Genomic DNA, 6,750 nt, shown 5'->3' with positions numbered 1-6,750 from the left:
TGGCCGAGCGCGTCGTTCTCGTAGACCAGACCGAGATCGCCGTCGGCAGCCATGACGAAGTCGCCGTATTCGTCCAGCTCAACGTCGGTCCAGTCGGACTTGTCGATCTTGGCCATCAGCTCACCCCGCCGGCGCCGGTGCCCGTGGCGCTGCCGGTGCCGACGGTGACGCCGGCGACCGTCACCGTGGTCGAGACCAGGGCCGTGCGCACGAACTCGTCAACGGCGTCGGCAATCTGCGCCGCCTTGCTCGCGGGCGTGGCGTCCGCAGAAGTGTCGCGGAAGATTTCGGTAAGCCGCGCCGTGAGTTGGGCCTTGTTCAGCGCCATCACTTGATCCTCGTGGTGGCGGACAGCTCCTCGCCGACCAGGGGCGTGAGCGGCGGCGAGGTCTGGCCCACCGGGCTCATGTGTACATGGGCGTTGAGCCAGGTCTCCAGCACCTGGCCGAGCACGGCCGGCTGTGCCGCCTCGTGCCCGCCGAGCAGGATCGTCGGCACCGACAGCACCAGGCGCTCGCCGATCAGCACGGCGTCGGCCCCCTGGAGCTCGGTCCCGGCCAGGGCCAGCACGCCGTCCACGTAGGGCTGGGCCGGGTCGTTGTCGTAAAAGCCAACGCGCACCACGCTCCCCTTGGGCAGCTTGACGTACAGGCCTGCCGCGCCGCCGAGCAGTCGGTCCACCTCGACCTCGGGAATCGGCCGATGGTCCGGGTCGTCGGAGCCGTCGGGCAGCAGTGGCTGCACATCGACCGTGTAGGCCTCGGCGTCGCAGGTCTGCCGGATCACGCGGGCCTTGATCGGCCCGGCCCCGAGCTGCGCGCCGGAGCGCTCGATCAGCCGCCGCAGGGCCCACTTGAGCTCGCCCGTGTTCATGCGGCCTCCAGCAGGCGCGAGAGAAACAGCACTGAGCGAGTGCGGTCCGTGCCCGACTTGCTGATGGTATGTGTATCAACGCGCAGGCGCGTGGGCGCGCCCAGGCGCGGGTGGTCGACGATCACCGTGTCGCCCGCGTGCACCCACGGGTGCGGGAAACTGACCAGCCTGAGCAGCCCCTGTTCGGCCACGCTCGCCTCGGCCGGGTCGAACTCCGAGATATTCTTGGCGTACTCAAAGCGGAACGGCATGGCCGTAACATCGGCCCAGGGAGCCCAAGAGAAGTTCCCCTCGCAATCGATGCGCCAGAACGGGTAAACGGTCTCGGCGTAGCGCGTGCCGTCGATTGGCCACTTACGCTTGATCAGCGTGGAGCGCAGATCGCGCAGCAGGTCCTTGACGCAGCGCTGTTTGCCCTGGAAGTGGCGCAGGCGTTGGCTCGGCAGCACCAGCGCGGAGATCCCCAGCTCGGGCTGCACGCGCTCGAGCAGGTCGGCCACAACCTTGGCAGGGGTCATGCGGCGCAGGGAGACGCTGATCTTTTGCAATTGCAGGTAGTAATCGTCCAGCGCGCGGATCTCGAAGCGTGGGCGGCGGCGGACCTCCTGGATCCACCCCGTGAAAACCGTGGTCGGCTGCCCCACGCCCGCGTACCCCAGGGCCAGGGTCAGCTTGTCCCCGGACTCGACGGCCAAATCCGCGCCCTTGTCGGCGAGCACCAGGTTGCACGAGCCGTTGGGCTGGGTGCAGCTCTTAGTCGCGGTGTAATCGGCCAAGCGTTGGCCGATCTGCTCACCCTCGATCGTCAGCAGGCTGATCGGCGTCAGCACGCGGCGGCTCACGTCCATTGCGGCGCGACCTCCTCGTCCAGGCTGTCCGTGGCGTCGTCCGAGCTCGCGGGGATCCCGACCATCACCAGGGCCGGGCAGAATTCGACGAAGCGCAGCGAGACGCTCAGGGTGTCGTCGTCGGCATCAGCGCTGCCCAGGCCCGCGAACAGCACCTTGACCTGGTCGCCGAGCTGGGCGTTGACGTGCTCATTCTGCAGCTCGACCTCGACCAACCCCTCGGGCCCTACGCGCTGGAACAGCAGGGCGATCGCGCGCAGTTTCTCGTGGGCGGTCATGGCATCGGCGCTGCCGCCGGAGAACTCGGAATAGACCGAGCCCAGGTCGAGGGTTGCCAGGTCGCCCAGGATGTCGAGCAGGCCGCGCGACTCGTCCGTTGTGAGCACCTGATCGATGCTGATCTCAGCGTCGCCCAGGCCGTGCCAGAGTTTGACCTTGCCGTTGCTCCCCTCAATCGGCACGCCCTCGATGTCGTGCTGCTGATCGATGGTCACGCTCTGCGTCAGCCCGGGCAGCGGGATGCCGCCCAGCAGCACCTGGCCGGGGTCGTCGCCCGTGGAGCGCGTGTGGATAAACGAGGCGATGGAGCCCGCCATTGCAAAGGCGCTCTGCGTCTTCTGCAACACCTCGAAGGGGTTGGTGGGGTCCGGCATCAGACTTCCTCCGAGGCCTCGCGCAGGACTTGCAGCACGGCCTGCCTGACGCGCTCGGCAGTGTCGCGCGAGTCGCCGCTGCGATCGTGGATCACGATGTCGCCGACGCTGATCGTTACGTGGCGGCCGCCGCCGGCAGCCGCAAGCGCCGGACGCGGAGCGGAAAGGGCCAAAGCCCCGGCCGTGGTGCGCGCCAGGTCGGCCGCGCCACGCCGGATCCCCTCGGCGTACATCCTCATCGTGGTCTCGCCCGCGCGCATCAGGCCGCGCAACGGTCCCCACTTGGGCTCAGAGTGCGGGAAAAGGCCGCTAATCCAGGTCAGTTTCTCGCTGAAGTAGGTTTTGACGTCGCCCCAGCCCTCAGAGAGCCCGTCTTTGAACTCCTGCCAGAGGCGCTTGCCCGAGCCGCGAAACCAGAGGATCAGGGCTTCAAAATCCTTTTTCGACTGGTTCAATGGCAGCACGACCCAGAAGTTCCAGACCTCCCTGAATAGCGACGCGGGATTAATCATCTCCCACAGCGCGCCAAGGAAACCGCTCCAATCCTCCAGCTTGATCAGGGTGCCGGGGCTGAACATCTCGCCGACAACCTCGCGCAGGTCCATGCCGTATGACTCGGCCTGCGACTTCAGTGCGGCGTAAACAAGCGCAACCTCGGCATAGACCGGAGCAATCCCGCGCAGCAGCCCCCCGATCCCCCCGCCTTTCAACAAGCCGGACAACCACGTCAACGCTGTTGCGAGGCCTGATACCAAGGGCCAAACGAACTTCAGCACCCGGCCGAACAGCCCCAGGCCGACGGTCAGCAGCGCGAACTTGAGCGTGCTGTCAGCGGCACTGCCCGCCAACTCCGGCTCAATCTCGATGAAGCGCTGTAAAACCACGAGGTCCTGCGAGATGCCGTTGAGGCGACCCTGAAACCCGGTGCCCTCCAACTTGGCGAAGGTCACGCCCAGGCCGCTGAGCTGGTTTTTAATGCGGTCGATCTTGGCCGACCAGGTAGTATTGAGATCATCGACCGTGCTTTGGGTTACGCCTGCGGCGCTGGAAATATCGCCGAACTTGTCTTCCATTTCGCCGAGCTTGGGCAGCAGCCCGACGATCGCGCGATACCCCTCATCCCCGAACGCCATGCGCAGGCTCTCCCGCGTGCGGTCGGTCCAGGTCGAGGTGTGCCCCAGCTTGTCACTCATGTTGCCCAGGGTTTTAATCAGATCCAGGCCGCCCGAAGCAGTGCGCTCGATCTCGAATCCCAGGGACCGCGAGGCCTTCGACAGGTGGGCCAGGGCTTGGTTGAGAGCGGTTCCGGCCTGCGATCCTTCGAGCACGTCGTTGAGCTGACCGAGGCTGGTCATCAGTTGTTCCAGGCCCAGGCCCTCGGCTACGGCCGAACCTGCGACGTATTTAAATCCTTCGGCCAGGGCGCCGAGGTCCGTCAGCTTGAACGTCTGCTGCGTCTTGGTGATCACATCGGCCAGGTGCCCAAACTCTTCTCGCACCGGGCGGGTTTTATCACCGATATTGAGGTATGCGGTCGCCAGCATATTGGCCGCGCTCTGATGGTCGGCAAAGGTCGCCGTGGCCATCTTGAGCGCCCAATCCGTGCCCTCAATAGCGGCGATCTCATCCTGGGTTGCGGCCACCATCGTGTAGGCCGCGTCCAGGTACTGCACGGCGGTCTGCCTGTTGTGGGCCGCAAAACTCAGGGAACGCTGCTCAACCATCTCCATTGAGCGGTCCATGTCGCCCATCACCGAAACGCCTGTAGATCGGAATTTGGCTGCGGCATCCTCGAAAATCGCGAAGCCACGCGCCGCGAGGGTAAACGGCACGAGCAGCGCTGTGCCGATTAGAAACAGCTTGGTGCCTGCCTCCCCCACAGCGTTGATTTTGGTCGTGACCCCGGCAAGCCGCTGCTTGAACGCCTCCGCGCGGCGTCCGGCCTCGCCCAAGGCATTGCTCGCCACGTTGCGGAAACGACCGAACGCGCGTTCGCTAAAGCGCTCAAACACACCCAGCTTGGCCTTGACGTTGGCCATCGGCCCGGAGAGCTTATCCATCAGGCTGATCATGAAGCCGATCTTGAAAATCGAGCCCATCAATCGCCCCCGCCGAAAGCCTTGCCGATGCCCGCCGCGAGCAGAGTCATCAGCCGTTCCTCGACCCACAGGGCCCGGGAAATCTGATCTTGAAATGCGTCGATATCATCCGCGGGTTCCTCCCGCAGGTAGAGCCGGACGAGCAACAGGCCGGAGAGAAACGGGTTCTCCCCGACCGCTATAGTTTTTTTCGGATAACGTCCGCCTGGAACCCCATGCCCTCGGACATCTCGGCCCCCAGGCTCGCCGAGATCCCGGGGTACTTCTCGCAGAGCTGGCGAAAGCGTTCCGATGAGGGCCAGAGCAGAACCGAGAGGATGAAGTTGACCATCGCCTTGCCCGGTTTCAGAGAGATGTCTTTCAGCAGGCGGTCGTAGTGCATGCGCTGGGGCTTGCGCACGTAGATCTCGAGGTCGATCTCGCGGCCGTCATCGTCCACGAACTCCGCGCGCATCGAGCTGACATCGCCATGCTGCTGTTTCCAGGCGGCGATCTGTTCAGCGCCGGGGCCGGATTTGGCATCCTGCGGGCGGGTGTCTTTGGTCGCGTCCTGAGCCATTATCGGTCCTCCTGGGGTCTGATTTAGACGTTGCCGTGGGCGCTGACGCCGTCGGAAATGAGATCGTCGAAGATGTTGAAGGGCACCTCGACGGTGTTGCTGGTGTCGCCGGACGCGGCCTTGAAGCTGCGCTTGTTGAACTTGCAGCCCTGGAGCTTATCCACGCGCAGGCCGCTGTCGTCGTTGGCGTAGGAAGCGGTGATGTTGAACTTGGGCAGCTTGTAGTAGGCCTTGCCCTTGGCCAGGCAATAGCCCATCAGCGCGTCATAGCCCTCGCGGTTGAGCGTCAGCTTTCCCTCGCCGCTCCACTTCCCCGTGCCGTAGCCGCGCGGGGCCGAGCCCTTGCCGTAGCGGCCCTCGGAGGGCATCTCGTCGCTGTACTCGATATCGGTCACCTCGAGCTGCGGGCCGTTGGGCAGCAGGATGGTGATATCTTCCCAATCGTATGACTTGCCGTTGATTGGCACTCTGCCCTCCTTGCTGCCGCTACAATTGCGGCAACTGTTTCCAGAGGCTGAAGTAGAGCTTGATCTTCTTGGTCGAGCCCACCGGCACGGCCTGCACCTCGGCGTAGATCTCCTCGGTGCCCAGCACGTCCTGGCCGGTGGGGATAACCACGTCGAAGGCACTCAGCTCGCGGTCGCGCCCTTTCATCATTCTCGTCTTGATCTCGGACTCGACCGCGCTCTCCAGGTCCTTAAGCGAGGCGTCGGATCCGTCCTCGTACCACTCGTCGTGGGCCTTGAGCAGCGCTGCGGCGCGCGCCGTGCGCATCAGCTTGTGCATGCTGCGCACGCGCTCGATGTTGATGTAGGGGCTGCCGCTCTCGCAGTGCACCGCGCCGTTGTTGACGTAGTAGCCGCTGAGCCCCTCGTAGGTGCGGAACACGGTGAACCCCGCCTCGGCCAGGGCTTGGAGATGCGCCTCCTCAATGCCGCTGGGCCGCAGCTTGTTCAGCCCGCTGATCGGAGTCAGCGCGCCGGTCAGAACCCGCCCGGGCGAGCGCATCACCGGGTCGTGCGCCAGGCGTCCGGCGTAGATCCCCGAGCCTCCGCGCTCGATCTCGTAGCCGCGCTCATCGGTGATCTTGGCGCCGCCGACCATGATCGAGACGCACTCTGTGGTGAAGCTGCCGAGCGCCGTGGTCAGGGCCGTGACCCACTGGTCGACGGTCTGCTCAGCGGTCGGCCACGGGGCGTTGCAGATGATCGCCACCGGCTTATGTGCAGCGGCCAGCGCCACGCCCTTGGCGTTCAACGCGGCCCACGAGCCCGAGGCCACGGGCTGCGCCACCAGGATCAGCTCGACGCTCTGGCGCGCCATGCCGTAGTCAATGGCGGTGTTGATCTCGCTGACCGAGCTCTCGGGGGCGGTAGCAGTGAACTGCCAGGTGTCGTTGGCGGCAAAGCTGCTCGCGTCCGGCTCGGCGTCGGTCCAGGAGACCGACACGCCGGTGTTGCCCAGGCTGTAGCCATCACCCGAGGCTGCGGGCGTGGCCGTCGTCGGGGACCAGTTGATTCCGCCGTCCCGCGACCAGCGGAAGGTGGCCGTGCCAAAGGCGCCGCCGGAGAGGATCTCGACGCGAATCTCATACTTGCTCTTGGGCGTGCCCGCGGCCGCAAAAACAGCATCGCCGGAGTTGCCGCTGCCGGCAGTGACCGTGCCGTTGACCCCGGCTACGGAGCCCGGGGAGACCACGGCCACGATGCGCTCGGCCC

Annotated in this window: 8 protein-coding genes; all 8 read right to left on the bottom strand. The window is 65.4% G+C overall.

The window, feature by feature from the left end; genetic code table 11:
- Positions 1-115 precede the first annotated feature (115 nt).
- A complete protein-coding gene (locus P9M14_06890; protein MDP8255455.1) occupies positions 116-328 on the bottom strand; it encodes a hypothetical protein in 213 nt (70 codons plus the stop codon).
- Positions 328-873, bottom strand: coding sequence for a hypothetical protein (locus P9M14_06885; GenBank protein ID MDP8255454.1), 546 nt, complete (start codon positions 871-873; stop codon positions 328-330). Before P9M14_06885 ends, P9M14_06890 begins: the two co-directional genes overlap by 1 nt.
- Positions 870-1,721, bottom strand: coding sequence for a hypothetical protein (locus P9M14_06880; GenBank protein ID MDP8255453.1), 852 nt, complete (start codon positions 1,719-1,721; stop codon positions 870-872). Before P9M14_06880 ends, P9M14_06885 begins: the two co-directional genes overlap by 4 nt.
- A complete protein-coding gene (locus tag P9M14_06875) occupies positions 1,712-2,374 on the bottom strand; it encodes a hypothetical protein (protein MDP8255452.1) in 663 nt (220 codons plus the stop codon). The genes P9M14_06880 and P9M14_06875 overlap by 10 nt, the downstream gene beginning before the upstream one ends.
- Positions 2,374-4,473, bottom strand: coding sequence for a phage tail tape measure protein (locus tag P9M14_06870; protein MDP8255451.1), 2,100 nt, complete (start codon positions 4,471-4,473; stop codon positions 2,374-2,376). Before P9M14_06870 ends, P9M14_06875 begins: the two co-directional genes overlap by 1 nt.
- A gap of 178 nt (positions 4,474-4,651) precedes the next feature.
- Positions 4,652-5,032: a hypothetical protein gene (locus P9M14_06865; protein ID MDP8255450.1), complete on the bottom strand. Its 381-nt coding sequence runs from the start codon at positions 5,030-5,032 to the stop codon at positions 4,652-4,654.
- A gap of 23 nt (positions 5,033-5,055) precedes the next feature.
- The gene (locus P9M14_06860; GenBank protein ID MDP8255449.1) at positions 5,056-5,499 is read right to left on the bottom strand and encodes a hypothetical protein; all 444 of its coding nucleotides are present in this window, start codon (positions 5,497-5,499) and stop codon (positions 5,056-5,058) included.
- A 19-nt stretch (positions 5,500-5,518) separates the two neighbouring features.
- The coding region (locus tag P9M14_06855; protein MDP8255448.1) for a DUF2586 family protein at positions 5,519-6,750 on the bottom strand (1,232 nt) is incomplete at its 5' end.

Origin of the sequence: Candidatus Alcyoniella australis, from assembly GCA_030765605.1 — a bacterium.
GTDB classification, from domain to species: domain Bacteria; phylum Lernaellota; class Lernaellaia; order JAVCCG01; family Alcyoniellaceae; genus Alcyoniella; species Alcyoniella australis.
The sequence above is the reverse complement of the archived record's forward strand: the minus strand, read 5'-3'. Positions and strand labels throughout refer to the sequence as shown.

Excerpts from the sequence above, each read along its gene's own strand:
- P9M14_06890 (MDP8255455.1), bottom strand. The coding sequence starts at position 328 with ATGGCGCTGAACAAGGCCCAACTCACGGCGCGGCTTACCGAAATCTTC.
- P9M14_06885 (MDP8255454.1), bottom strand. The coding sequence starts at position 873 with ATGAACACGGGCGAGCTCAAGTGGGCCCTGCGGCGGCTGATCGAGCGC.
- P9M14_06880 (MDP8255453.1), bottom strand. The coding sequence starts at position 1,721 with ATGGACGTGAGCCGCCGCGTGCTGACGCCGATCAGCCTGCTGACGATC.
- P9M14_06875 (MDP8255452.1), bottom strand. The coding sequence starts at position 2,374 with ATGCCGGACCCCACCAACCCCTTCGAGGTGTTGCAGAAGACGCAGAGC.
- P9M14_06870 (MDP8255451.1), bottom strand. The coding sequence starts at position 4,473 with ATGGGCTCGATTTTCAAGATCGGCTTCATGATCAGCCTGATGGATAAG.
- P9M14_06865 (MDP8255450.1), bottom strand. The coding sequence starts at position 5,032 with ATGGCTCAGGACGCGACCAAAGACACCCGCCCGCAGGATGCCAAATCC.